26 protein-coding genes are annotated in these 24,070 nt (G+C 73.2%); 8 read left to right on the forward strand and 18 right to left on the reverse strand.

Annotation, left to right across the window (positions count from 1 at the left end):
• Positions 1 to 120: 120 nt before the first annotated feature.
• Positions 121 to 1,548 carry a PI-PLC domain-containing protein gene (locus tag ABD292_RS30310; RefSeq protein WP_344213255.1) on the reverse strand — a complete coding sequence of 476 codons (1,428 nt, stop codon included), beginning with the start codon at positions 1,546 to 1,548 and terminating at the stop codon, positions 121 to 123.
• Positions 1,549 to 1,732: 184 nt separating this feature from the next.
• On the opposite strand from ABD292_RS30310, the gene ABD292_RS30315 reads away from it, so the two are divergent.
• Both ABD292_RS30315 and ABD292_RS30320 read left to right on the forward strand, forming a co-directional pair.
• Complete coding sequence (locus ABD292_RS30315; protein ID WP_344213257.1) at positions 1,733 to 3,601, forward strand: adenylyl cyclase; 1,869 nt, start codon at positions 1,733 to 1,735, stop codon at positions 3,599 to 3,601.
• A 269-nt stretch (positions 3,602 to 3,870) separates the two neighbouring features.
• Positions 3,871 to 5,001, forward strand: a complete 1,131-nt coding sequence (locus tag ABD292_RS30320) for a hypothetical protein (RefSeq protein WP_344213259.1) — start codon at positions 3,871 to 3,873, stop codon at positions 4,999 to 5,001.
• 8 nt (positions 5,002 to 5,009) lie between these two features.
• Here ABD292_RS30320 and ABD292_RS30325 read toward each other — a convergent pair whose 3' ends face one another.
• From ABD292_RS30325 to ABD292_RS30335, 3 genes are all read right to left on the reverse strand, one after another.
• Positions 5,010 to 5,549: a DinB family protein gene (locus tag ABD292_RS30325; protein ID WP_344213261.1), complete on the reverse strand. Its 540-nt coding sequence runs from the start codon at positions 5,547 to 5,549 to the stop codon at positions 5,010 to 5,012.
• 10 nt (positions 5,550 to 5,559) lie between these two features.
• Positions 5,560 to 6,804: an alpha/beta hydrolase gene (locus ABD292_RS30330; RefSeq protein ID WP_344213263.1), complete on the reverse strand. Its 1,245-nt coding sequence runs from the start codon at positions 6,802 to 6,804 to the stop codon at positions 5,560 to 5,562.
• A 137-nt stretch (positions 6,805 to 6,941) separates the two neighbouring features.
• Positions 6,942 to 7,739, reverse strand: a complete 798-nt coding sequence (locus tag ABD292_RS30335) for a lytic polysaccharide monooxygenase auxiliary activity family 9 protein (protein ID WP_344213265.1) — start codon at positions 7,737 to 7,739, stop codon at positions 6,942 to 6,944.
• Between the two features lie 130 nt (positions 7,740 to 7,869).
• Between ABD292_RS30335 and ABD292_RS30340 the strand changes: the two genes are divergently transcribed.
• Positions 7,870 to 9,045 carry a sensor histidine kinase gene (locus ABD292_RS30340; protein ID WP_344213267.1) on the forward strand — a complete coding sequence of 392 codons (1,176 nt, stop codon included), beginning with the start codon at positions 7,870 to 7,872 and terminating at the stop codon, positions 9,043 to 9,045.
• A 146-nt stretch (positions 9,046 to 9,191) separates the two neighbouring features.
• Positions 9,192 to 9,662, forward strand: a complete 471-nt coding sequence (locus tag ABD292_RS30345) for a hypothetical protein (protein WP_344213269.1) — start codon at positions 9,192 to 9,194, stop codon at positions 9,660 to 9,662.
• 6 nt (positions 9,663 to 9,668) lie between these two features.
• On the opposite strand, the gene ABD292_RS30350 is transcribed toward ABD292_RS30345, so the two are convergent.
• Genes ABD292_RS30350 through ABD292_RS30365 form a run of 4 tightly spaced genes read right to left on the reverse strand, consistent with a single transcriptional unit; the run spans position 9,669 to position 12,501 of the window.
• Entirely contained in the window at positions 9,669 to 10,895 is a 1,227-nt protein-coding gene (locus ABD292_RS30350; protein ID WP_344213271.1) for a site-2 protease family protein, read from the reverse strand.
• Between the two features lie 57 nt (positions 10,896 to 10,952).
• Positions 10,953 to 11,462, reverse strand: a complete 510-nt coding sequence (locus ABD292_RS30355; protein ID WP_344213273.1) for a GNAT family N-acetyltransferase — start codon at positions 11,460 to 11,462, stop codon at positions 10,953 to 10,955.
• On the reverse strand, positions 11,459 to 11,932 hold the full coding sequence (locus ABD292_RS30360) for a protein-tyrosine phosphatase family protein (RefSeq protein WP_344213275.1): 474 nt from the start codon (positions 11,930 to 11,932) through the stop codon (positions 11,459 to 11,461). Before ABD292_RS30360 ends, ABD292_RS30355 begins: the two co-directional genes overlap by 4 nt.
• Positions 11,932 to 12,501, reverse strand: coding sequence for a CGNR zinc finger domain-containing protein (locus ABD292_RS30365; protein WP_344213277.1), 570 nt, complete (start codon positions 12,499 to 12,501; stop codon positions 11,932 to 11,934). The genes ABD292_RS30360 and ABD292_RS30365 overlap by 1 nt, the downstream gene beginning before the upstream one ends.
• Positions 12,502 to 12,701: 200 nt before the next feature.
• On the opposite strand from ABD292_RS30365, the gene ABD292_RS30370 reads away from it, so the two are divergent.
• The 3 genes from ABD292_RS30370 (at position 12,702) to ABD292_RS30380 (ending at position 15,234) form a co-directional block, all read left to right on the forward strand.
• A complete protein-coding gene (locus ABD292_RS30370; RefSeq protein ID WP_344213279.1) occupies positions 12,702 to 13,085 on the forward strand; it encodes an STAS domain-containing protein in 384 nt (127 codons plus the stop codon).
• Positions 13,086 to 13,118: 33 nt separating this feature from the next.
• The gene (locus tag ABD292_RS30375) at positions 13,119 to 13,844 is read left to right on the forward strand and encodes a class I SAM-dependent methyltransferase (RefSeq protein WP_344213281.1); all 726 of its coding nucleotides are present in this window, start codon (positions 13,119 to 13,121) and stop codon (positions 13,842 to 13,844) included.
• Positions 13,845 to 14,010: 166 nt separating this feature from the next.
• Positions 14,011 to 15,234, forward strand: coding sequence for a S1C family serine protease (locus ABD292_RS30380; protein WP_344213283.1), 1,224 nt, complete (start codon positions 14,011 to 14,013; stop codon positions 15,232 to 15,234).
• A gap of 47 nt (positions 15,235 to 15,281) precedes the next feature.
• On the opposite strand, the gene ABD292_RS30385 is transcribed toward ABD292_RS30380, so the two are convergent.
• The 9 genes from ABD292_RS30385 to ABD292_RS30425 form a co-directional block, all read right to left on the reverse strand.
• Positions 15,282 to 16,169, reverse strand: a complete 888-nt coding sequence (locus ABD292_RS30385) for a geranyl diphosphate 2-C-methyltransferase (protein ID WP_344213285.1) — start codon at positions 16,167 to 16,169, stop codon at positions 15,282 to 15,284.
• A complete protein-coding gene (locus ABD292_RS30390; RefSeq protein WP_344213287.1) occupies positions 16,166 to 17,308 on the reverse strand; it encodes a family 2 encapsulin nanocompartment cargo protein terpene cyclase in 1,143 nt (380 codons plus the stop codon). The genes ABD292_RS30385 and ABD292_RS30390 overlap by 4 nt, the downstream gene beginning before the upstream one ends.
• 40 nt (positions 17,309 to 17,348) lie before the next feature.
• On the reverse strand, positions 17,349 to 18,716 hold the full coding sequence (locus ABD292_RS30395) for a family 2B encapsulin nanocompartment shell protein (RefSeq protein WP_344213289.1): 1,368 nt from the start codon (positions 18,714 to 18,716) through the stop codon (positions 17,349 to 17,351).
• Between the two features lie 180 nt (positions 18,717 to 18,896).
• On the reverse strand, positions 18,897 to 19,199 hold the full coding sequence (locus ABD292_RS30400; protein WP_344213291.1) for an EthD family reductase: 303 nt from the start codon (positions 19,197 to 19,199) through the stop codon (positions 18,897 to 18,899).
• 62 nt (positions 19,200 to 19,261) lie between these two features.
• The gene (locus ABD292_RS30405; RefSeq protein WP_344213293.1) at positions 19,262 to 19,540 is read right to left on the reverse strand and encodes a hypothetical protein; all 279 of its coding nucleotides are present in this window, start codon (positions 19,538 to 19,540) and stop codon (positions 19,262 to 19,264) included.
• A gap of 63 nt (positions 19,541 to 19,603) precedes the next feature.
• Entirely contained in the window at positions 19,604 to 19,966 is a 363-nt protein-coding gene (locus ABD292_RS30410) for a hypothetical protein (protein ID WP_344213295.1), read from the reverse strand.
• Positions 19,967 to 19,972: 6 nt separating this feature from the next.
• Positions 19,973 to 20,242 (reverse strand): hypothetical protein, encoded by a 270-nt coding sequence (locus tag ABD292_RS30415; RefSeq protein WP_344213297.1) that lies wholly within the window; start codon positions 20,240 to 20,242, stop codon positions 19,973 to 19,975.
• Positions 20,149 to 20,538, reverse strand: a complete 390-nt coding sequence (locus tag ABD292_RS30420) for a hypothetical protein (protein WP_344213299.1) — start codon at positions 20,536 to 20,538, stop codon at positions 20,149 to 20,151. Before ABD292_RS30420 ends, ABD292_RS30415 begins: the two co-directional genes overlap by 94 nt.
• 15 nt (positions 20,539 to 20,553) lie before the next feature.
• Positions 20,554 to 21,015, reverse strand: coding sequence for an Hsp20/alpha crystallin family protein (locus ABD292_RS30425; protein ID WP_344213301.1), 462 nt, complete (start codon positions 21,013 to 21,015; stop codon positions 20,554 to 20,556).
• A 204-nt stretch (positions 21,016 to 21,219) separates the two neighbouring features.
• Here ABD292_RS30425 and ABD292_RS30430 point away from each other — a divergent pair, with 204 nt between their 5' ends.
• On the forward strand, positions 21,220 to 22,554 hold the full coding sequence (locus ABD292_RS30430) for a hypothetical protein (protein ID WP_344213303.1): 1,335 nt from the start codon (positions 21,220 to 21,222) through the stop codon (positions 22,552 to 22,554).
• Between the two features lie 41 nt (positions 22,555 to 22,595).
• Here the strand turns inward: ABD292_RS30430 and ABD292_RS30435 are convergent, their stop codons facing one another.
• Positions 22,596 to 23,996, reverse strand: coding sequence for a PLL family lectin (locus ABD292_RS30435; RefSeq protein WP_344213305.1), 1,401 nt, complete (start codon positions 23,994 to 23,996; stop codon positions 22,596 to 22,598).
• Between the last annotated feature and the right edge of the window lie 74 nt (positions 23,997 to 24,070).

Genomic DNA, 24,070 nt, shown 5'->3' on the forward strand with positions numbered 1-24,070 from the left:
ATCACGAAGCCGGTTCACCGGCAAAAGCCCTGCTGGTTGCCTGCTGTTCTACCGGTAAGCGGGCATACAGGACAAGGCTGTTCAGATAATTTCACCCAGGTGAAACATGCCGAACCCTGTTCAGCGAACGGCCCCCGCCTGCGTGAGCAGGGTGCGGTACCACGTGTCGTACGGGCGGTTCGTCGCCGGGTAGTTGGCGAGCGGGTCGGTCGCCCGGGACGCCGAGTCGAAGTCCCAGCCACGGGCCAGCCGCCCCGCCTGCCGGGCGGAGACGATGAACGACGACTGCGAGGCGGGGGCGGCGTAGTAGAGCGCGTCCTGCTGGAGCTCGGCGCTGTCGCCCTGCTGGAACTCGGTGAAGGCGACCTGCGGGTAGCGGACGCGCTCGCCGGCGCGCCGGTCGGTGTCCACGCGCAGGGTCGTGGCAGGGGTCGGGCCGTCGGCGCCGGTCCAGACGCGCACCCGGGACGTGCCGCTGACCGCGGTGGTCTTGTCGGGGCGGGCGTCGGCGGTCTTCGCGTTGCCGGTCCAGGCGACCGTCCGCGCGGCGGCGTCGAGGGCGCCGGTCCAGGTCCAGTTCTGGCTGTTGCTCTGGCTGCGGTGGATCTCCTGCAGCCGGGTGCCCGCCGCGTCGGTGAAGCGGACGGTGGGCAGGACGCCGTTGTCGTACTGGTGGCTCGCCGACCAGGTGATCTCGCCGTCGGCGGCGAGGCGGCCGACGCGGTACCACAGCGTGGTCGCGCTCTGGGACTGGTGGACCTCGACCAGGTCGCCGGCGTCGTTGAGCGCCACGGCCGGGGTCACGCCGCTGTCGTAGCGGCCGTGGCGCAGCCAGGTCACCGTGCCGTCGGGGCCGTACGTGCCGCTCCAGTACCACAGGTCGCCCGACCCCGAGTCGTGCACCTCGACGACCTGGCCGCGGGCGTTCATGGCGACGGCGGGGCTCGTGCCGGCGTCGCGCTTGTAGAGCGTGCGCGTCCGCCCGTTGCCGGACAGCAGCACGAGCACCCGGCCGCGTAAGGCGTCCACCGTCGGCGTGGCGGCCGGGTAGTCCGACGCGCGCAGCAGCCGGTCGCCGAAGACGGCGGTGAGCTCCTGGTTGAGCGCGGCCAGGTTGCCCGCGGCGTAGGAGGTGTTGTCGGTCAGGTCGTCCTTGATGTCGAGCGCGACGGTGATGGGCGCGGCGGCAGGGTGGGCCGCCGACCAGGCGTTGATCGCGGTGAGCCAGTCGCGCAGGAGGTTCGAGGCGGGGTTGCCCGTGTGGTCCACGGCGTCGCCGGGCGAGTCGTGGCCGATCGCGTAGTCGCGGGCGCTCGCGTAGCCGTTGTCGTGGATGTCCAGCTCGATGAAGCGCACGCCCTCGTCGAGCTGGCGGACGATCGAGCCCCTGGCGCCGTCGAGGTCGCCCGAGTAGCTGTTGTGCGTGGCGCCGAAGACCGCCGAGGTCAGAGACTGATCCGCCGATGCGCCGGCCGGAGCGGCGGTCACCAGGGCGGACACGAGCACGGCCGCGGCGAGCGCGGGCAGGGCGGCTCTCGGCTGGGGCATCGGCTGATCCTCGCGATCTCGGGGTGCCTCCAGACAACACGATCTTGAGGTCGCCGCCAACCCCTGTTTTCCGCGCCCTCACGGCCCCTACCCGCCCTTGTGAACGGGACGGGCGGCACGGTACAAACAACCCGAGAGAGCGCTCTCTCGCAGCGGCAGGCCGCCCGTCGAAAGGACTCCACGTATGACGATCCAGCAACCTGACGGGCGCCGGCGTGCCGGCCGGGCGATCGCCTTAGGCGTCGTGCTGGCCACCGCCGTCATGACGGCCGGGGCCACCGGCCTGCCCGCGAGCGCGGCACCGCACGGCGGCGGCGCGCCCGACCTCGGCCCCAACGTCACCGTCTTCGACCCGGGCATGCCGGTCGCCGACATCCAGGCCACCCTCGACGCGGCGCACGCCGCCCAGGTCGACGCCGAGATGGGCACCGCCAGGCACGCCTACCTGTTCAAGCCGGGCACGTACGGCACCGCCGAGCACCCCCTCCAGATCAAGGTGGGCTACTACACCGAGATCGCCGGCCTCGGCGCCTCCCCCACGGACGTCGTCATCAACGGCAAGGTCGAGGTCTACAACCGCTGCCTCGCCGACGGCGGCACCGCCAACTGCCTCGCCCTCGTCAACTTCTGGCGCACCCTCTCCAACCTGTCCATCAACATCAACGCGGCCGGCCAGGACGGCTGCCGGTCCTCGGCGAACTTCTGGGCCGTCTCCCAGGCGGTCTCCCTGCGCCGGCTCGACGTCACCGGCGGCACCCTGTCGCTCATGGACTACTGCACGGCCGGCCCCCAGTACGCGAGCGGCGGCTTCATCGCCGACTCCCGGCTGCCCGCCGTCACGAACGGCTCCCAGCAGCAGTGGCTGACCCGTGACAGCGAGGTCGCCGGCTGGTCCAACGCGGTCTGGAACCAGGTCTTCTCCGGCGTCGTCGGCGCGCCCGCGGAGTCGGCGTTCCCCGACCCGCCGTACACGACGCTCGACACCACCCCGGTCAGCAGGGAGAAGCCGTTCCTCTACACGGACGCGCGCGGCCGCTACCAGGTGCGCGTCCCGGCCGCCCGCAGGAACACCCGCGGCATCTCCTGGGCCGGCGGCCTGACGCCCGGCCGGACGATCCCGATCGGCGACTTCTTCGTGGCCCGGCCGTCGGACCCGGTGCAGGTCATCAACAGCCAGCTCGCCCGCGGCAAGCACCTGCTGCTCACGCCCGGCGTGTACGACATCCCGCGCTCCATCGAGGTCAAGCGCCCCGACACCGTCGTGCTGGGCCTCGGGCACGCCACGCTCACCGCGGCGGGCGGCTCGACCCCCATCGACGTCGCCGACGTCCCCGGCGTGATCGTGGCCGGCGTGACCATCGACGCGGGCGAGCGGAAGTCGCCCGTCCTGCTGCGGGTCGGCAAGCGGAACGGCCGGGGCCACAGCTCGCCCGGCAACCCGACGACGCTGTCCGACGTGTACTTCCGGGTCGGCGGCCCGCACGTCGGCAGCACGGACGTCGCCCTGGAGGTCAACAGCGACGACGTGCTGATCGACCACACGTGGGTGTGGCGCGCCGACCACGGCGTGGAGGGCCTGACCGACACCCAGCGCTGGAACACGAACCTCGGCCGCACCGGCGCCGTCGTCAACGGCGACCGGGTGACCGCGACGGGCCTGTTCGTCGAGCACTTCCAGCAGTACAACACGGTCTGGAACGGCGAGGCGGGCACCACGATCCTCTACCAGAACGAGCTGCCGTACGACCCGCCCACCCAGGCCGACTGGATGAACGGGAAGGTCAAGGGCTGGGCCGGCTACAAGGTGGGCGACCGGGTGCGGACGCACCGCCTGTACGGGGCCGGCGTCTACGTCTTCAACCAGAACAACCCCGACATCCACACCGAGAACGGCTTCGAGGTGCCGCGCACCCCCGGCGTCCGGCTGCACCACATCATGACCGTCAACCTCAGCGCCGGGACGATCGACCACGTCGTCAACGGCGTGGGCGAGGCGGCCGACGCCACGAGGACGGGATCGCCGGTCTACGTCACGGACTATCCGGCTCCCTGAGCCCCGGTGAATCCCTCGCGAAACGCGGACGCCGCCCGGCCGTTCAGCCGCCGGGCGGCATTCGTGGTAGCAAAATATCCACCCCGCCGAGCACCGCAAATGCCATTTTATCGGTTATTAAGCCGCCGCCAGGAATGCGCGCCGTAGGAAAAAATCCTCCGCGCCGACCGGGGTCCTCATTAGCATTCTGCACGTGGCCGCCCACCACCGCGCCCACGCTCACTGAGCACGGCCCTCGCCCGCTCAGACCCCCCGTCGAAGGAGTCTCTGTGACTCGGTACGCCATCGACCGCGCCCGCGGCGCGCTCATCGCTCAATGGAGCACCGGCATCGGCGAGACCGCCACCACCGTGGCCGACCTACCTTCCCTCCTCCCCCACCACGAGCTGCTGCGGCTGTCCGCGGGGCTCACCCAGCTCTCGCAGGCCTGCTGGCGCTGCTACACCCATCCCGCCAGCGTCGCCGACCACTACGGGCCCGGCAGCCTCGGCCGGCAGCGGCAGCAGGAGCGCGACGCCTTCGGAACGGTCCACGACTTCATCGTCTCCGCCGACCGGACCGCCTGGGCGGAGATCGGCACCAGGGTCCAGGAGGCCGCCCACACCGTCGGCCGCACCCTGGCCTTCCTCGGCCGGCCCGACCTGACCACCCAGGTCGCCGACGAGGTCACCGCCGAGCTCGACGCGGTCCAGCGGGCCGAGCTGGGCGACCTGTCGCAGCGGGCCGGGCAGGCCGTCGCCCTCAGCCGCGAGGACGCCTCGCCGCTACAGGTGGTCCAGGCCGACCGGCTGCTGCGCCGGCACCCGTTCGGCTGCGACGCGCTGTTCACCCGGCTCGACCCCACCGCGGCGGCCATCGCCGCCGCCCACTGGCTGCACGCCGCGGTCGCCGCCGCCTCCCGGCTCACGCACGCCCATCCCGCGCAGATCGTGGCCGCCGCCGACCAGCGGTTCAAGCCGCTCGCGTTCGAGAGCCTGACCGAGGTCGTCAGCGGGCTCGGGGCGGGCGTGCGCCCGCGTCAGGTCGTCATGACCCTGGTACGCAACGCCCTGCACGTCGGCGAGGGGCACCTGCTCGGCATCATCGAGGCCCGCCACCGCATCAACGCGGCCGAACGCCTCATCGGCGAGGTCCACGCCGAGCATCCCGAGCTCGCCGTCGGCGCCGACACCGTGCACCTGCCCCTGACCCCGCTCGACCCCGGCCGTCCCGCCCCCGACCTGCTGGAGAACCTGCTGCACGGCATCCAGAGCTGCTGGCGCTTCTACGAGCGGCACGTACGCTCCCACCAGCCGGGCGGCGGCCTGAGCCTGCAGGGCCCGCGCCGGCAGAAGCTGCGCCGCGCCTTCATCGTCGCGGTCCGCCAGGAGGCCGACGCCCGGCACGACCAGTTGCTCTGACCCTCCCGTCACTCGCCGGTGAGGCCGTCCACGGACTCGCGGATGAGGTCGGCGTGGCCGTTGTGCCGGGCGTACTCCTCGATCATGTGGCAGATGATCCAGCGGAGCGACGGGGTCGTGCCGTCGGACCAGCCCCGCTTGGCCAGGCGGTCCATGCCGCCGTCGGCCAGGGCTTTTTCGGTCAGCTCGCGGGAGCGGGCCACGAAGCCCTGCCACAGCGCGTGCAGCTGCTCCGGGGAGTCGGCGGCGGCCGAGTTCCAGTCCCAGTCGCGGTCGGCCGCCCAGTCCACGGTGTCCCACGGCGGGTGCGGCTCGTTGCCGTGCAGCGAGCGGTTGAACCAGTGGTCCTCCACGTACGACATGTGCTTGAGCAGCCCGCCGATGGTCATCGACGAGACGCCGACGGTGGCCCGCAGGCCGGCCTCGTCCAGGCCCGAGCACTTCCAGTTGAAGGTGGCGCGCTGGTAGTCGAGGTAGCCGAGGAGGGTGGCGGTCTCGCCGGCGGCGATGGGTGGCTCAGGACGGCCCTGTTCGTCGATCACGGTCATTCCAGGGAGTCTAGAAGGACCTCCAGCGGGCCGTGAGATGGCGCAGCCCGTCGCGGAGCGCCAGCCGCCAGCACGGCGTGTCGTGGCCGGCGGGGAACTCCCGCACCGTGAGCTCGTCCACGTGCGGCCGGGCCGCGCGGGCGAAGCGCTCGACGGCGCCGAGCAGGGTCAGCCGGCGGTCGCCGACGTCGGCCTCCAGGGTGCCGTAGCTCATCCACAGGCGGATCGGCCAGCGGTGGCGGCGCTCGCGGGCCAGGCGGGCCAGCAGGTCGAGCCCGGCCGGACGGCCGGCGCGCCCGCGCGGCTCCCACCAGAGCGAGCCGGACATCACCAGCGCCGCGCCGAACAGGTCGGGACGCTGGTGCGCCAGGCGGGCGGCGGCCAGCCCGCCGAGCCCGGCCCCCGCCACGATCACCCGGGCCGGGTCGGCCGCGGCGTGGTGCCGGGCCCGCAGCCAGGGCACGATCTCCGACACGAGCGCCGCGACGAAGCCGGGGTCGCCGGACAGCTCCTCGACCCGCCGCCGCCTGGACAGGTTGTGGACGTAGGCGACGAGGAAGGCGGGCATCCGGCCCCGCGCGATGGCCTCGTCCAGCTCGCCGGCCAGCCAGGCGAACGCCTCGCCGTCGAAGACCACCACCAGCGGCAGGTCACGGACCTCGCCGCGGCACGGCGGGCGGTAGACGGTGACCGGGCGGGCCAGCGGGCCGGCCCCCGGGCGCTCGGTCACCAGGCGGCCGAGGCGCACCGGGCGGTGCCGCCAGTCCTGGCCGGGCGCGCCGGGCAGGGCCAGCGGCGTGACCCAGTCGCTGACCGTCGCGGGGATCGGCGCCTTCTGCCCGCCGAGCAGGCCGAGCACGTTCGGCACCCGGCGCGGGGCGGCCGGGTCGGGGAAGGAGCGCGACAGCAGGGTCTCGATCAGCTCGTCGCGGGCGCCGGCCGAGGCGGCCAGCCGGGCCCGGCGGACCGGGCCGAGCCTGGCGAGCGGGTCGCGCTCGACGTAGCAGTAGGTGAGCGTGCTGTCGGACGGGAAACGGGCGCCGTAGGCCCACACCTGGCGGCCCCGGCCGTCGGCGCCGAGGCGGCGCATCCGCTGCGGGAGCGCCTGGCGGACGCCCTGGATCCAGAGCGACAGCGGGGCCCGGCCCCCGGTGGTCACGAACGTCACCTCGGTCTGGCCGTCCGACTCCGTCAGCACCGGCCCGCCCGCCGCCAGGAGCGCGTCCAGGTCGGCGGGCGCGGGGCGGGCGGGCAACGCGGCGAGGGCGGAGGTGGTGGCCGGGCCGTAGAGGGCGTGCTGCGCGCGGCTGATGGTCGCCTCCCAACGTCGTACGACTAAGGCAAGCCTAAGTTAATACAACGTGTGGCGAGCGCAATCCTGGTAGCCCCCGGTCACCTGCGGCGGCCCGCCCGGAGACCCACGAAGGCGGCCGTTCCCACTCCTGCGGTCAGCAGGACGCCCACGCCGAGCTGCCACGGGACGCCGACCGGCGCGGCCGGGCCCTGGGCCGGCGGCTGGAGCGCGGGAGCGTTGCCCTTGCGGGCGGCGGCGGTGAAGACGACGTCGGAGCAGGAGTAGTAGGTATCCGGTGTGTCGGAGTTCTGCCAGATCGTGTAGATCAGGTGGCGTCCGGTCCTGCCGGTGGGAAGCCGGCCCTTGAAGGCGTACGAACCGTCGGCGAGCTTCGGGTCCTTGACCGTGAGGAACGGCTCGCGTTCCAGGGACGACCAGCGCAGCGGCTCGGCCGGATCGTAGCCGGGCTTCGTGACGTACAGGCGGAAGGTGCCCTTGTGCGGAATCGTGCCCCGGTAGCGGAAGGTGAAGCCGGCGCCGGGCCGCAGCTTGGTGGCCGGCCAGTCCTTGCGGGCCAGGTCCAGCCCGCGGAAGCCCGGCAGGCCGCCGCTGCACAGCTTGCCGTCCGGGATGACCCGGCGGTCCCTGCCCGCGACGTTCGCCACCCTGAGGTTGTCCCATGCGCCGGGCAGGGCTGAGCCCGCGACCTTGGCGGCGGCCCGGCAGGCCGCGTACGTGTCCGTCCCGCCGCAGGCCGCGGCCCTGCTGAGCGGGCTCTCCAGCGCGCCGTGCGCGTCCGCGGGGCCGGCGATCATGGCCATCGACAGCAGCAGCCCGCCGGCCGCGCTCGTGATCCGGTGCCGCAACGTCCCGACCTCCCCGCTCGGCGTTCTCACCCCGAGGTACGGAAGCCGGGCGGCGGCGGTTCAGCGGGCCCGCGACCGCCGGGAATCACCCCGGAGGTGGACCCCGCGTGCGGCGCTGGGCTGATGACCGCCCCTCCTTCCGCTCCCTAGGCTCCGCTTCATGGCCGACGCTTCCCGTGATCCCCGCACGACGACGTGGCCGGAGCCGATCGACTGGCTGCCGGCCGCGCTGATCGGCCTGCTCGCGCTCGCCGAGGAGCTGCGGGCCGCCGGCGGGGCGGTCCCCGGGCTCTGGGCGGTGGCGGCGGTGCCGGCCGCGGCCCTGGTGCTGGTGCGGAGGCGCCGGCCGGTCACGGTGATGGGCGTGTTCACGGGGATCAGTCTGGCGGCGTACCTGCTGGCCGGTCGGCCCCCGGGGGCCTGGCAGTGGCACGCCGCGCTGCTGCTGCTGTTCACCGTGCTCAGCCAGGCCCCGGCGACCGGCGCGCGGGGACTGGCCGGGATCGGGATGAGCGCGCTGTTCCTGTCGGCGCAGGTGCTCGCCGAGCCGGCGGCGGTCGGTGAGCACCTGGTCGCGGGCGCGCTGGGCCTCGTCGCCGGGATCGCGGGCGTCACGGTCCGCCGCCGGCGCTCCCCCGGCGAGCCGCCGGCCGCTCCCGAGCCCCCCGACGTGGTGGCGGTGGCGCGGGAGCGCGCCAGGATCGCCCGCGAGCTGTACGACCTCGTCGCCCACAACGTCAGCGTCATGGTGCTCCAGGCCGGCGGCGTACGGCTGCTCCTGCCCAGGGAGCTGCGGCAGGAGCGCGAGGCGCTGGCCCTGATCGAGGAGACCGGGCGCGGCGCGGTGGAGGAGCTGCACCGCACGCTGGACCTGCTGCGCACGGACCCCGACACCGGCGAGACGGCCCCCCAGCCCACCCTCGACCGGCTCGCCGAGCTGGTCGCGCACCTGCGCTCGGCGGGCCTGGACGTGGCGCTGCGGATCGACGGCACGCCCCGGCCCCTGCCCGCGGGCCTGGACCTGTCCGCCTACCGCATCGCCCAGGACGCGCTCGCGAACGTGCTCAAGCACCCCGGCCCCACGCAGGCCCTGGTCCGGATCACGCACGGCGAGGCCGAGCTGCGCCTGGAGATCACCGGCGAGTGGCCGCGTGACGCCCGGCCCGGCCCGCTGCCGCCGCCGGGTGGTGACGGGCTGACCGGGATCAGGGAGCGAGTGGCGCTCTTCCGCGGCGCCATGGACGCGGGGCTCCACGAGGACGGCGGCTACCGGATCCACGCGGTGCTGCCGCTCCCGTCCTCCGCCGTGGCGGCACTCGGCGCGCGACGGCCCTGACCGGCGGCGTCCGCCGGAGGGGCAGGACGGCCGGCGGTAAGGCTGTCCCCACCTCAGCTCGGGTGCGCGCGGGCATGAACCGGACCCTCATGGCGGCGGAGACTGCTTCTCGTACCGCTCGTCACCCGCCCCTCTGGGAGAACCTCATGACCACGCAGCCGCTCGCCGCCCCCGCCTCGGTCACGACCGCCTCGGCACTCTGGTTCGTCGCCGTCGGGGCCGGCGTGTTCGAGGCGGCCCTGGCCGTGTCGGGCATGATCGCCGCGGGGACGGCCTCGTTCGCCTCGCTGGCCGGTGGCCTCGGACTGCGCCTGACGATCTTCGCTGCCGCGATCTTCCTGGCCGTACGGCTGCGCCAGGGCCACAACTGGGCGCGGGTGTCGCTCGCGCTGTCCCTGGGGGTCTTCGGCACGTTGTCGCTGGTGATCGAGCCGATCCAGTGGTTGCTGGCGGGGAACTCGGTCGTGGAGTTCTTCGGCGACGCCGACCTCATGACCCTGTTGTTCACTTTCAGCCGGGTCATCCACCTGGCGGCGGTGCTCGGCGCGATGAGCATGATGTTCGGCCCGGCGGCCAACCCGTTCTTCCGCCGCCTCCGGCCTGCCGCCGCGCGGTAGCCCCTCTCAGACCTCGGTGCGGCGGTGCTCGCGTTCCCCGGGCTTGGGCTCGGGCTCGGGCCGGCGCTGGGGCGGGACGGCGAGGTCGGCGCCGCGCGGGTGCGGGTAGGGGTCGTGGTGGTGCAGGCCGGCGGTCTGGATCGCCCGGCTGATGTCGCTCGGCGTGAGCAGGCCGACGAGCTGCCCGGAGGGGCCGAGCACCACGGCGCGGCCGTCGGCGCCGCCGTTCATCCGCGGCAGCAGGCCGAGCAGCGGCTCGTCGGGGACCGCCTTCGGCACCTGGTCGGGCGGGCAGGCGATGTCGGCGAGCCGGGTGGTCTCCCGCGCCTCCGGCCGCACCTGGCGCAGCCGGTTGAGCGTCACCAGCCCGAGGAAGCTCCCGTCGGCCGCCACCAGCGGGTACGTCGACAGCCGCCGGCTCAGCACCAGCCGGTCGATGAGCCCGGCGACGGTCTCGTCCGGCGAGGCGGTGACGGGCCGGGCCGACATGACCTCGCCGACCGTCACCCCGTGCAGCGTCGCGCCGAGCTGGGCCTGCTGCTCCTCGGCGCTCGCCGCGTTCACCAGGAACAGGCCGATGAGGACGAGCCACAGCCCCTGGAAGCCCAGCCCCGAGACGACCTGGAGGAAGCCGAGCGCGATGAGCACGTAGCCGAAGACGCGGCCGGCGCGGGCGGCGGCCACGGCGGCGCGTACCCGGTCGCCCCAGCGGGACCAGAGCGCGGCCCGCAGCACCCGCCCGCCGTCCAGCGGCGCGGCCGGGACCAGGTTGAAGACGGCGAGCAGCACGTTGACCGCGGCCAGGTAGCCGAACATGCCGGCCACCAGCGGCACGGCGCCGCTCACCAGCGCCAGCGCCGCGAACACCACCGCGCACACGAAGCTGGTCACCGGCCCCACGACCGCGATCCGCAGGTCGGCGCCCGGGGTGCGGGGCTCGCTCCGCAGCTCGGCCACCCCGCCGAGCAGCCACAGCGTGATCCGCGGCACCTCGATGCCGTTGCGCTGGGCGACCAGGGCGTGCGCCAGCTCGTGGGCGAGCAGCGAGGCCAGGAAGAGGACGGCGGTGCCCACGCCGACCAGCACGTACGCCACCACGGGGTAGCCGGGGAAGGCGAGCGGGAACTGCCCGAACGACAGCCCGGCCACCAGGATGACCACGATCACCAGCACGCTGATGTTGAGCCCGACCACGACCCCGCCGACGCGGCCCAACCGGAACGACGAACGCATCTGTCTGCTCCATCCGCTCGGATGGGGTCCGGCTACCCGCCAGTCACCGAAGAAACCTCAGGTCAGCGGGCGTTCCATCAGCGTCGTGTCCACCCAGCGGCCGAGTTTGAAGCCGACCTCGGTCAGCCGGCCCGCCTCGGTGAAGCCGTGCCTGCGGTGCAGGGCGATCGAGCGGTCGTCGCCCGCGTCGGCGATGACGGCGATCATCCGGCGCAGCCCGGCCGCCGACGCGCCGTCGATCACCGCGGCCAGCAGCGCGCCGCCGAGGCCGCGGCCGACGTGGCCGGGAGCCAGGTAGATGCTGTCCTCCACGGTGTGCCGGTAGGCGGGCTTGGGCCGCCAGGGTCCCGCGTAGGCGTAGCCGGCGACCTCGCCGCCGACGTCGGCGACGAGGAAGGGGAAGCCGCGGGCGGTCAGGTCGGCCAGCCTCGCCTGCCAGTCCGCCACCGTGGGAGGGGTCTCCTCGAAGGTGATGACGGTGTTGGCGACGTAGTGGGCGTTGATCGCGGTCACGGCCGCCAGGTCGGCGGGGACGGCCGCGCGGATGACGGCGTCGGAGTGCGTCACGGGCGGTCGCCCTTCATGAGGTCGCCTTTCGTACGATCACTTGGGAAGCGGGCGATCCACCGGCGCTGCCAGGGGGTCTCGACCGCGCGGGGGTGGTGGTGCTCGCGGGTCCAGGCGAGCGCGGCGGCCGGGTCGAGGCCGGACAGCACCGCCAGGCAGGCGAGCACGGTGCCGGTGCGCCCGACGCCGCCTCCGCAGGCCACCTCGACCGCCTGGCCCGCCCGCGCCCGCTCGCGCAACTCCCCGATGCGGCGTACGGCGAGGTCCCGGTCGCGCGGCAGCAGGAAGTCGGGCCAGTCGAGCCACTCGTGCGGCCAGGTCAGCGCGGCGTCGTGGCGGCGGCGGAGCCGGTCGGAGCCGAGGTAGAGCCCGAAGTCGGGCCGCGGGCCCGGCGGGAGCGGGTGGCGCAGGCCGCGGCCGCGTACGTGGAGGCCGTCCGGCAGCCGGATCGCCCCTTCCAGCGCCGCCATCAGCTCGCGCTGCGCAGACGGGCGCGGTGGCCGGCGACGTTGACCCGGTTGCCGCACCGGTCCGGCATGCAGTACGCCCGCCGCCCTCCCCTGCTGACGTCCACGAACACGCCACGGCAGCCGGGCGCGGCGCACGGGCGGAAGCGGGAGTGGCCGAGCGTGCGCACCGCGCCGAGCAGGCCGATGCCGATCACGGCGGCCAGCTCGGCGGCCAGGGGCGCGCCCGGCGCGGTGGGCACGTGCCACTGCCAGGCTCCGGCGTCGTCGCGCCGCAGGACCGGGGAGCGTCCCGCGCGCCCGGCCAGCACCATGGCCCCGGCCACGGCCTGCTCCTCGGTCTCGGTCTCGATGACGCCGCGGACCTCGCGGCGCAGCAGGTGCACCTCGTGGAGCGCGGCGTCGTCGGGCGGCGGGGCGTCGAGGACGAGGCCGTGCCTGGCCAGGAGGCCCGCCAGCGCGGCCGGGCGGGGCAGCGCGTCCGCGGCCGCGCCCCGCACCGTCGGCGAGGTGCTGACCAGGTCGTTCGCCACCGCCACTCCGGTGGCGTAACCGGCGATCGGGATGTCCATGGGCGCCCTCCTCGGTAACCGTTGTAGGAGGATTATAACCCTTACGCCAGCGCACGCCGCGCCCCCTCCGGCAGGGTAAGAATTCGACAGCCGCATCTTCTAAGAAGGGCGGCGCCCGGCTATCGTGCGGTAAAGGCGAACCAACGCCTTGTCCATGTTCTCTGAGAATTCGCACTCGAATTCCGATCGGTGGGCATTGCATGCTGGATCTCACGTTCGCCGTGCAGAAACTGCCGGGCGTGTGCGTGATCTCCGTCGCGGGCGAGATCGACTCCGCCACGGCTCGCGCGTTCGACCTCTACATCCAGCGCCACCGGCGCGCTCCCGGCGAACACGTGGTCGTCGATCTCAGTGAGGTCACCTTCCTCGCCAGCGCGGGGCTGCGGGTGCTGCTCAACACCCACGCCTTCGCCCGTCAGCACGGCGGCGTGCTGCATCTGGCCGCGCCGCATCCCAAGATCGCCGGGTTCATGGAGCTGACCCAGGCGAACACCGTGCTGCACGTGCACGAAACGGTGGAACAGGCCGTGATCGCCGCTCTCCAGCAGGCCAACGCCCAGGAGAAAACCCTTACGGAAGCCTGAGCGGCTTCGTGACCGATGGGTCAGAATGGCCGGATGTCTGCTGAGACTTCCTACGACTACGACCCGATCGCCGAGGGGTACGCGGCCGAGAACGAGAAGAGCCTCGTGAACGCGTACTACGAGCGGCCCGCGATGCTGGAGCTCGCCGGGGACGTGGCCGGGCGGCGCATCCTCGACGCCGGCTGCGGCGCGGGCCCCCTGTTCGCCGCGCTGCGCGAGCGGGGCGCCGTCGTGACCGGCGTCGACGCGAGCGCCGGGATGCTGGAGCTGGCCCGGCGGCGGCTCGGCACCGACGCGGACCTGCGGGTCGTCGACCTGGCCGGCCCGCTGCCCTTCCCCGACGACACGTTCGACGACGTCATCGCGTCCCTGGTGCTGCACTACCTGGAGGACTGGGCGCCGACGCTGGCCGAGATCAGACGCGTGCTGAAGCCCGGCGGCCGGCTGCTCGTCTCGGTCGACCATCCTTTCGTCATCACGCTCATGCAGCAGGCGGCCGGGGAGAAGCCCAAGTACTTCGAGACCCGTAACCGGACCGAAGAATGGGTCATGGGCGGGCAGACCACCACGCTGAGCTTCTGGGACCGGCCGCTGCACGCGATGACCGAGGCCTTCACGGCGGCGGGCTTCCGCATCAGCGTCATCAGCGAACCGCCGTTCGTGCCGGAAGCCCGCGACCTGTTTCCCGAGGAGTTCCGCGAGATGGAGCCCACCCGCACGAGGTTCCTGAGCTTCCTGTTCTTCGTGCTCGAAGCCTGACAGGCCCATCGGCCGGAAATTTCTACAATTTTCCGGCCCATCCCCCTACGCCCGGCCAGCGGCGATAAGGCCGGCGTCAGGGCGCGACAAGTGACCCGATCTTTCCCTTAACCAGCTCTTACCGGGCATTGATCAGTCTTGTGTCATCGGGACGCTAGGAGATGACATGGACGCGAACGACCCCCGCGAGCAGGCCGCCGGTGGCTGGACCCAGTTCGGTGACACGCCGCCCACGGTGGGCGGGTTCCCCAGGAAGGAGCCGGTGGGCCCGGCGCTGCCGCCGCCGCCTCCGCCGTCGTCGCGGAGGACGATGTTCGCGCTGAGCCGTAAGGCCGTCGCGGGGCTCGCACTGGCGGCCGTGACCGCACTCGGGGCGTCGGCGCTCGGCGGCGGGGCGGTGGGGGCGTACCTGGCCGGGGCCGACCGCCCGGCCGCCGTCGCCACGGCGAGCGCGGCGAGCCCGGTCTTCCGTACCGTGGCCGACCAGCTCACGGTGGCCGAGGTGGCGGCGAAGGTGCAGCCGTCGGTGGTGATGATCCAGGGCCAGTCGGCCGAGGGCTCCGGCGTGGTGCTGTCGGAGGACGGGCTGATCCTCACCAACAACCACGTCGTGGACGGGCAGGGCACCGCGCTGACCGTCAAGTTCAACGACGGCAGGACGGCCAAGGCCAAGGTGGTCGGCACCGACCCGGCGACGGACCTCGCGGTGATCCGGGCCGAGGGCGTGTCGGGCCTGGCCAAGGCCACGCTCGGGGACAGCGACCAGCTCAAGGTGGGCGACGACGTGCTGGCCCTCGGCAGCCCGCTCGGCCTGGACGGCACGGTGACCGCCGGCATCGTCAGCGCGCTCGACCGTACGGTCACCGCCGGCGACGGCGGCGGCGGCCAGCAGTTCCCCTGGGGGCAGCAGCAGCAGAGCAAGACGACCACGCTCGGCGGCATGATCCAGACCGACGCCGCGATCAACCCGGGCAACTCCGGCGGCGCCCTGGTCAACGCGGCCGGCGAGCTGATCGGCATCAACAGCGCGGTCTCCGCGCAAGGTGTCAACCTCGGCTTCGCCATCCCGGTGAACACCGCCAAGAAGGTGTCGGAGCAGCTCATCAGCAAGGGCAAGGTGAGCCACGCCTTCCTCGGCGTGAGTGTCACCGACGCGACGGGCGACGTGCCCGGCGCGCTGATCCGCCAGGTGACCGAGGGCAGCCCGGCGGCCAAGGCCGGGCTCAAGCAGGGCGACCTCATCACGAAGATCGGTGACACGCCGGTGGACGGCGGCGACACGGTCGTGGGGCAGGTCCGCGGGTTCACGGTGGGGCAGCAGGTGCGGATCACGTACCTGCGTGACGGCAAGGAGAACGTCGTCACCGCCACGATGCAGGAGCAGAAGTAAGGGGGGCCGGGCCGCCCCGGAGGGCGGCCCGGCCGGTGGGGGAAGGCTCAGACGCGGTCGGCGGCGATCAGCAGGTACTGGAAGCTGCCGTTCTGGTAGGCGTCCAGGAACGCCTGCTCGATGCCGGTCGCCAGGTGGCTCTGGGCCCGCAGCTCCCAGTAGGGGATGGTGGCCGCCGTCATGTCGATGACGCTGCACGGCACGAGCCGGTTGGCCACCAGCTCCTTGAAGTAGGTGCTGCGGGAGTGGATGTCGCAGATGTAGTGGGCGTTGATCTGGCTGATGGCCCGGGACGGCAGGCCGTAGGCGTCGTTGTAGCAGCCGGTGATGCAGACGTAGCGGCCGCCGCGGCGCAGCAGCCGGGCGTGCTCGGCGAACAGCAGCGAGAGCTCGACGTACATGGTGCTCTCGTTGTTCCAGATCGCGGAGTAGGCGCCGGTCTCGAAGCCGGTGTCGAGCATGTTGCGGAAGTGGAAGCGCACCTGGTCGGCGACGCCGCGCTGCCGGGCCTGCTCGTTGGCGAAGGCCACCTGCTCCTCGGAGATCGACACGCCGTCGACCTGGCAGCCGTGGCGCAGGTTGGCGAGGAAGCTGGAGCCGCCCCGGCCCGAGCCCGCGTCCATGACGCGGTCGCCGGGGCCCAGCGCGCCGAGGTGGCCGACCAGGGTCTCGGCCTGCTGGGTCTCCAGCCGGTGCAGCTCGGCCACGAGGCGCTGCTCGCGGGTCTCCTCGGGACCCTCCAGCACCGACCAGTCGACGTGGCCGATGCCGTAGTGGTGGTGATAGAGGCCGTCGACCTCGCCCAGCCGGAGATTGACGGGGTTGCGCTCGGCGTTCCAGTAGTCGGCGACGGATCGCTGGTACTGGCTGCCGAGCACGGAGTTGTGCGCGTTCGTGGTGGTCACGCGGGCGAAGTCCTTTCTGATGACGGTCATGACTGGTAGCGGGCGCTGCTGCCGTGCCATTCGAGGCATCCGGCCATCCACGCCTGCGCGCCGCGCAGGAACCGCTTGAGCTCCGGCGACGGCACGCCGGCCAGCGCCTGCCGGCCGGCCTCGAATCCTCGGACGAAGTCGTTGTGCAGGTGTACGGCCCGCTCGGTCGCCTCCTCGACCGAGCAGCCCTCCTCGGCGGCGATGAGCAGGATCACGTTGCTGTCGGGCAGCTCGTCGGCCGCCTCCCTGGCCACCGAGTGCAGGTCGTTGACCAGCACGCTGGCGGTGCCCGCCTGCATGAGCGCGGTGTGGAAGCGGCGGTCGTAGAACAGGTCGGCGGGCAGGTGGTAGCCCCCGACGACGTCGATGAGCGTCATCGAGGTGTAGAAGCTGTCGTGCTGGCGGGCGGCGAGGTAGCGCCAGACCGGCGGCGGCGTCTTCAGGTAGCGCCAGGCGGCGTAGGCGCACCAGCTCACGTACATCTGGAACGTGATGCCGCACGCCCGCATGACCTGCGAGGGCAGGGCGTGCCTGCTCAGGTGGGAGGTGGCCGAGCGGAGCGCGACCAGCACGGGGTCGGCCGTGATCGTCTCCTCCAGCTGCCGGGTGTAGTCACCGGCCGGCGGCGGCGGGTCCATGGCGGACATCACCAGCGCCAGGCGGGGCGGCAGCTCCGTCGGGGTGGCGCCGAGGTCGCTCTCGTCGGCGTAGTAGTCGTCGGCCGCCCACCAGGCGGTGTTCAGCTGGGCGGCGACCAGCAGCAGGTCGGGGTCGTCGGTGTCGGGGTGGGTCAGCATGGCGAGCCGGCCGAAGCCGGTGCGGCCGAACTCCTCCAGCCGCCCCTCGTGCAGGCCCAGCCGCTCCGCCCAGGCGAGCAGCCGCCGGTCGACCTCCGCGCCGAGGTCGTCGTCGACGCGGACGGTCTCGGGGACCAGCAGCGGCGGATAGGAGCCGTCACCCCAGGGCTGCTCGCGGTAGGGCAGCGGGGCCAGGCTGACGTGCGCGGACGGCCGCGCGGGGCCGGACTCGTGCCCGTCGCCCTCCTCCCGCAGGGGGGCGGGGACGGGAGCGGCGGCGCGCAGGCTGAGCGCGGACGTTCCGAGGCCGGTGGGCAGGACCGGGAGCCGGTCGGCGGGCATGACGCTCCTCGCGGACGACGAAACAGGGGGAAGAGGCGGGTCAGGAGCGCGGCGCGGCGACGTCGGCGTTCTCCAGGATCCCGATCGCGTCGGGCACCAGGATCGCGGCCGAGTAGTAGGCGCTGACGAGATAGGACATGATCGCTTTCTCGTCGATGCCCATGAAGCGCACGTTGAGGCCGGGCTCGTGCTCCTCCGGCAGGCCGGTCTGGTGGAGGCCCACCACGCCCTGGTCGTCCTCGCCCACCCGCATGGCGATGATCGAGGTGGTCTGCTGCGCGCTGACGGGGATCTTGCCGCAGGGGAAGATCGGGATGCCCCGCCAGGCCGGGATCTCGTGCCCGTTGACCTCGGCGCTGCCCGGCACCAGGCCCCGCTTGTTGCACTCGCGGAAGAACGCGGCGATCGCCCTGGGGTGGGCCAGCAGCAGGCGGGTCTTGCGGCGCATGCTGATGAGGTCGTCCAGGTCGTCGGGGGTGGGCGGGCCTGACCAGGTGGACAGGCGCTGGTCGTAGCCGGCGTTGTGGAGCAGGCCGAAGTCGGGGTTGTTGAGCAGCTCCCACTCCTGGCGTTCGCGGATCTCGTGGACCGTGAGCCTGAGCTGCTCCTCAAGCTGGTTCATCGGGTGGTTGTAGAGGTCGGCCACGCGGGTGTGGACGCGGAGGACGGTCTGGGACACGCTCAGTTCGTACTCGCGGGGGTGGAGTTCGTAGTCGACGAAGGTGCCGCCGATGACCGGCTCGCCGACGTGGCCGGCGGCGATCTCGACCGCGGCCTCGCCGCGCCTGTTGACGGGCCTGCGGGTGCTGTCGAGGTGGCGGTCGAGGTGGGCGCGCAGGCCGGGGGCGCGGGCGAGGACGCGCTGGAAGGCGGCCCACGGCGAGACCAGGATCGTGCCGGCGGTGGCCGCCCTGACCGTGCACGACCAGCGGGGGTCGTCCTGGCCGAGTGCCTCGTCGCCGAACTGGTCGCCGTCGGTGACGACGCCTAGGGACTCGGTGGTGCCGTATCTGCCGATGGCCTGCTTCTCCAGGCGGCCGTGGGCGACGATGTAGGTCTCGGTGACGGGCGTGCCGGCCGCCACGATCACCTCGCCGGGTGCGACCTCGCGCGGCGTGAACGTGGCGGCGAGGGCGGCCAGCACGTCGAGGTCGTCGTAGCCGCGCAGCGCCCGCAGCTCGGCCAGCGTCTCGGGGATGACGCGGACGTCGCCCGCGCCCTCCCGCACCACGCTCACCCGCCCGCGCCCCACCCGGTGGGTGAGGCGGCGGTTGACCCGGTAGGTGCCGCCGCGCACGTCGACCCAGGGCAGCATGCGCAGCAGCCACCGGGAGGTGATCGCCTGCATCTGGGGGCGGGTCTTGGTGGTCGTGGCCAGGGTGCGTGCGGCCCTGGTGTCCAGGCTCATCCGCTGTTCGGTGGGGTCCGTGGGCATCATCCCTCGCAATCGCCGACTCCTCGTCACCGAACGTATTCACATGAACACGCTGGGCAGAGTAGCTCGGCGGACAGGTGATGCTTACCCCGGCTCTTTTTCTCCCGAGGCGTCAGGGCGGCCGCGCGGGGCCGCCGCCCTGACCCGCACTGCTCAGACGATCGTCCCCGCGGGCCCCATCAGCATCTCGACGCCGGCGCCGGCGAAGTTCGCCAGGTCGGCGGCCGTCGCCTGGCCCTCCTCGCCGGCCATCGCCGCGCCGAACGCGGCCTCGTCGTCGAAGGTCAGGACCGCGACGAGATGGTAGGGCGGCCGGTCCCCGGCGGGCCGCAGCGTCGTGTAGGACCGCAGCCCCGGCAGCCGCGCGGCCAGCGGGGCGTGCGTGCCGTCGTAGTGCTTGTCGAAGTCCTCGACGCTCTCGGGGTGGTTGTAGAGCACGATGAGCTGGAACGCCATGATCCGCCTCCCTGGTCGTGGGTGCTTCGATCAAACCCCGGCCGGGGTCGCGGCACCAGACGTCAGGCGCCCAGATCGCGGACGATGTTGTCCAGCCGGTGCGCCAGGTTGTCGAGCATCTGGTCGGTCAGCTCCTTGCCGGGCATCCTGGCCATCAGCTCGTCACGGCGGGCGATCACCAGCCCCCGGTGCGCCTCGTCCACCTCGGCGTCGGGCAGCACCACGCACTCGCCGCGCACGTAGACCAGCGTGGCGTCGTCGCGGTCGGACTCCAGCAGCGCGCGCACGCACTCCCGGTCGATGAGCTGGGTGCCGGCGGCGCCCCTGCGCTCGTTCTTCATGGTCAGGTCTCCTTCTCGCTCCGGCAGGGCCCGATCGCCCTGCCCGTACTCACCCGCCCATGCTCACCCGAACGTGGGCGGCCCGCCGTCCGAGCGCGCCCTGCGCACGCCGAACGCCACCAGGTACGCCGCCGCCGCCAGCGCCACCACGGCCGGCACGATCGCCAGCGCCGGGTTGCCCGCCAGCAGCGCCCACACGGCCAGCACCACCCCGGCCAGCAGGACCAGGGCGACGGCGAGCAGCCGGAAGCCGAGCGCGCTCCTCGGCGGCGGCTGCTCCTCCGGGTCGCCGTGGCCGCCGCCGGAGACGCCGGGCACACCGGTGTCGCTCACCTTCCCGGTCGCCGACTCGGCCTCGGGGGGCGGCGGCTCGCGCAGCACGGGCGCGAAGAACTCGTCGTCGGGGTCGCCTGCGGGTCTGTTCATGGGGGTTCACCTCGGGTTCCGTTCCAGGGCGTGCAGGAAGGGCGCGACGACCGCGTTCAGCTCGGACACCAGCGCCTCCAGCGACGCCTGTGCGTCGTCCAGATTGGGCAGGCCCGCAGCGCGGGCGTGGGTGGGGGTGGGCAGCCGGTCGGGCGAGAGCGGGGTGCGCAGCTCCAGCGTGGTCAGCGCGGTCGGCCGCTCGTACGGCGGCGCCGCGTACCCGTCCCCGCCGCCCTCCGGGCGGTGCCAGGTGTGCCAGCCGTCGGGCAGCGGCACCGGCGGGGCACGGCGAGCTCGACCACGGCCAGCGGGCCGCGCGTCTCCTCGGGGCGGTGGCAGGCCGCGTCGAGCACGCGCGGATGGCAGCGTACGTAGGGCAGGTCCGTGACCGGGCGCATGGCGGCCTCCCACGCGCCCAGCGCGAAGCGCAGCGGGTCCAGGGTGACGCCGGCCGCTCCCGGCTCCCCCTCGACCGCCGCGAACAGCTGCCGCCACCTGCGCAGCTGCTCCCCGTAGCGGGTCTGCGCGCCCTCGTGGGCCGCGTCGATCCAGAACGCCTGGGTCCCGGCCATGGCCGCCTCGCCCGGTCAGCCCTTGATGGAGATGCGGCGCGAGCGGCCCTGCTCGGTCTTCGGCACGCGTACGGTCAGCACGCCGTCGCCGAGCTCGCAGCCGATCTTGTCGAGGTCGGCGTCGGACGGCAGGATCGTCCGGTAGACGAACGCGCCGGTGCGCCGCCTCAGCCTGGGCCCCCGTTCCTCCTCGGCGACCTCGCCCGAGACGCACAGCTCGTTGCCCTCGACCTCGACGTTGATCTCGTCCCGCCGCAGCCCGGGGAGCTCCGCGCGCACCAGGTACGCCTCCGCCGTCTCCTCGGTCTCGGCGACCGGCCGCCAGGCGGCGGTGTCGGCCTCGGCGCCCTGCTCGAACAGCCGGCCCATCTGGTCCCAGAGCTGCTGGAACTCGGTGAAGGGGTCCCACGAGCGGGCCGGCGGGCTCGCGCTCGCCCACGGCGCCGGTGCTCTGTGCCGCCTGGCGGGCAGTGCCATCGCTTTCACCTCCGTAACGGCAGGAACATGATCGTCCCTGCTCATGTGGTTCATCGCGTCCCTACCCGGCGTTCATCGGCAAACTCGGCGAAGCGCCGTTTCCTGACACTCCGGTGAACTGCGCTTGGGCGGGCGCACGCGCGCCGCCACCACCCCCTCACCTGCTTCAATTACTGTGAGTGATCACGTGAGGAGGGGATCACCATGGCACAGGAACCGAGGATCGACGTCGAGAGCAAGACCAGGACCGTCGAGAGCAGCCTGGCCCCGGAGCAGATCGAGCGCATCGCGAGCGCGCTCGGCGACCCGGGGGTCTGGTTCGCCACCCCGCCGGTGCGCGAGGGCGAGGCGGCCGAGCCCGACCTGGTGTGGGAGCTCGTGGCGGACAAACCGCACCGGGGCCACGTGGCGACCGGCCGGGCCCACGTCCACCTGGCGGAGGGGCGCACGGCGCCGGTCCGGCCGCTGATCTTCGCCGACGGCTTCAACTACGGCCCGAGCGACCTGGCGAGCATGTGGCGGCACTTCAACGCGCCGTACGAGCCGGGCGTCCCCGGGCTGCTCGACCAGCTCCTGGAGATGGGGCTCGACGTCGTCCTGCTGGGCTTCGACCAGCGGCAGGCGTACGTGCAGGCGAACGCGGCCGTCGCGGTGACCTGCCTGCTGCGCGTGCTGGAGACGCGGCGCGGCGACTCGCCGCTGATCGTGGGCGGCGTCGGCGCCGGCGGCATGATCACCAGGTACGCCCTGGCCCGCATGGAGAGCGAGGGCGTGGACCACCAGACCGACAAGTACTTCTCCTACGACACCCCGCACCTCGGGGCGTGGATCCCGCTGGTGCTGCAGCAGCTCGCCTACCTGCACGAGACGATCCAGCCGCGCCCCGACGGGGCCGGGCAGGCCGAGCTGATCCGCAGCCCGGCGGCGCAGCAGCTCCTGTGGGGCTGGCTGCCGGGCACGGGCTACTCGGGCCGGGTCACCGACTCCAGCCCGCTGCGCAAGGAGCTGCTGGAGGACATGCGCCGGATCGGCTGGTTCCCGATGCGGCCGTACAAGCTGGGCCTGGTCAACGGCTCCGGCGACGGGCGCGGGCCGGACCTGCGTCCCGGCACGCCGGTGCTGGACCTGGGCGAGGGGCCGCTGCGGCTGGTGGCGAGGATCCAGCCGGACCAGGGCGAGCTGCGCAACGTCGGCGCGATCGGCTTCGGCGAGCCGGTGTGGACGAGCGCGACCTCGTACGTGGCGGCGTTCGACGGGGCGCCCGGCGGCACCCTGGACGCCTTCGGCCGGGTCGCGGACGCGATGGGGCTGCCGATCGAGGACCGCTTCCGCGGCACCTGCTTCGTGCCGTCGGTGAGCGCGGTCGCGCTGGCGCGGGACCCGCTGACGTGGCCGTCGGAGCTCTACACCGACCTGCGGCTGCTGCAGAAGGACGAGACGTTCCTCGACGCGTACTGCTGCGACAGCCGCAACTCCCCGCACGGCGCGGTGTCGGGGACGCTGGTGGAGTGGTTCGTGGACCAGCTCGCGGGCTGGTAGAGAAGGGACGAGGGGCGCCGGCGCGGCGCCCCTCCTGCGCGTCAGCGGCTGCCGCGGTGCAGCACCACGAGCTGGTCGCGGGTGGCGTTCTTGTCGCGGAAGGCGAGGGCGGCCGGGGCCTCGGCGCTGAAGTGGCCGGGCAGCCGCTCGTCGGCGCTCCAGCTCGCGCCGTCGAAGGAGGCCCACCAGAGGCTCTGGTCGGCCGCGCCGCGGTGCACGACGTAGAGGCGGTCCTTGTAGACGGTGAGGGCCGGGCCCTCGGCCGAGAAGTGGTCGGGCAGCCGCTCGTCGCGGCTCCAGGAGGAGCCGTCCCAGCGGGTCCACCAGAGCGCCGTGTCCTCGCCGGCGCCGCGGTGCACGCAGTGGAGGTGGCCGCGGAAGACGGCGAGGGCCGGGCCGGACCGGCTGGCGTGGTCGGGGAAGCGGTTGTCCTGGCTCCACCTGCTGCCGTCCCAGACGGTCCACCAGAGGCTGTCGTCGTGCGCGCCGCGGTGCACGCACCACAGCTTGCCGTCGTAGGCGGCGAGGGCCGGGCTGCTCACGGTGAAGTGGTCGGGCAGCGGGGTGTCCTGGCTCCACCTGGAGCCGTCCCAGCGGGCCCACCACAGGGCGGTGTCCTGGCCGGCGCCGCGGTGCACGCAGTAGAGCTGGTCGTCGTACACGGCGAGCGCCGGGGCCTTCGCGCTGAAGTGCTTGGGGAAGCGCTGGTCCTCGCTCCAGCCCTGCTCGGCGTCGTAGACGGCCCACCACAGGGCGGCGTCGCCGTCGCTGCCGCGGTGGGCGACGTAGAGGCGGTCGCGGTACTCGGCGAGGGCCGCGCCCGTGGCGGTGAAGTGGTCGACGAAGCGCTGGTCCTCGCTCCAGCCCTCGCCGGGCTCGTGGACCGCCCACCACAGGCGGGCGTCACCGGCCGGCACGGCGCCCACGCGGGCCGGGACGAGCGAGGCGGGCGCGGTCCACGGCGAGACCAGGCGGGCACCGTACGGGCGGGCGACCGAGCCGATCCAGCGGGCCTTGTTCCTGGCCGACCACTCGACGAGCGGCGTCAGCCAGCCGCCGAGCACCGCGCCCGCGGTCTCCCCGATCAGGGACGCCAGCTCGGCGGCGCGGGCGGCGGCCACCTCGTTGAGCTGGATCTCGAAGCCCCACCAGTGGGCCACGGGCCACACCTCGGCGCCGGTGGCGCGCAGCTCGCCCTGGAGGTGGCGGACGCGGTCCTGGTCCCGGGGGTCCAGCTCGGCGATGCGGCGCTCGCTCTCGTGCCTCGCCGCCAGCCACGCGACCTCGGCGGTGGCGCGGTCGGCGAGGTCGTCGTCCCGCAGCAGCTCGGTCTCGACCGCGAGGTCCACCGCGGCGGCGGCGAACGGGTCGTCCTGCGCCTGGAACAGCGTCGCCTCGTCGTCGAAGTCGAGCTGTGAGGTGTCAGCCCTGTTCTCGTCCATATCCAGCCCCCTGGGATGTGTGATGCGTACACGTACGAATCTGACACATAGTAACTGTGTGCGTTCACCCCGTT

Source organism: Nonomuraea bangladeshensis (genome assembly GCF_039529455.1).
GTDB classification, from domain to species: domain Bacteria; phylum Actinomycetota; class Actinomycetes; order Streptosporangiales; family Streptosporangiaceae; genus Nonomuraea; species Nonomuraea bangladeshensis.